Annotated in this window: 1 pseudogene; it reads right to left on the bottom strand. The window is 66.4% G+C overall.

Annotation, left to right across the window (positions count from 1 at the left end):
• A pseudogene (locus MHZ35_RS17895) lies at positions 1-780 on the bottom strand (IS3 family transposase); the annotation flags it as partial.
• Positions 781-844 lie beyond the last annotated feature (64 nt).

The following is an 844-nucleotide window of genomic DNA, read 5'->3' on the forward strand; positions in this document are numbered from 1 at the left end:
CACGCTCGGCGATCAGATCGGTCAACTCGCGCACGACCCGCCGGCCCGAGATCGAGGTGTCCACCACCGCCCGGAGGCACTCGCGCGTCACGTCATCGACGATGTTGAGCACACGGAACCGCCGTCCGGTGACGAGCTGGTCGTGCACGAAGTCCAGGCTCCAGCGCTGGTTAGGGAGCGCCAGCACAGGCGCGGGCGCCCGCGCGCCAACAGCGCGCCTTCGTCCCTTCCGGCGCCTGACCGTCAGCCCTTCCTCACGGTAGAGCCGCTGGGTCTTCTTGCGGTTGATCGTGATGCCGTCCCGGCGCAGCAGGATGTGCAGCCGTCGATAGCCGAACCGCCTGCGCTGCTGCGCCAGCTCGCACAGCCGCGACCGCAGGTCGCCATCATCCGCCCGACATGACCGATACCGCATGCTCGTGCGATCTGCCCCGACGACCATGCACGCCCGCCGCTCGCTCATCCCCAACGTCGCCTGGAGATGCGCGACCGCTTGCCGCTTCGCGGCGGGCGCTACCATTTTTTTGACAGCAGATCCTTCAGACCCGCGTTGTCGAGCATCGTGTCCGCGAGCAGCCGCTTCAGCCGGGCGTTCTCCTCCTCGAGCGACCGCAGCCGCTTCGCGTCGGACACCTCCAGGCCGCCGAATTTCGCCTTCCACGCGTAGTAGGTCGCACTCGACATTCCGTGCTTCCGACACAGCTCGGTCACCACTGCGCCCGCCTCGGCCTCCTTCAGGATGCCGATGATCTGCTCTTCCGTAAACTGCTTCCGCTTCATTCCGTCCGTCCCTTCAAGGGCCGGTCTCTAGTTCCAGGTGGATGAAGAAACGGGGGTCACGTCA

Source organism: Sphingomonas sp. ACRSK, assembly GCF_022346685.1.
GTDB classification, from domain to species: domain Bacteria; phylum Pseudomonadota; class Alphaproteobacteria; order Sphingomonadales; family Sphingomonadaceae; genus Sphingomonas; species Sphingomonas molluscorum.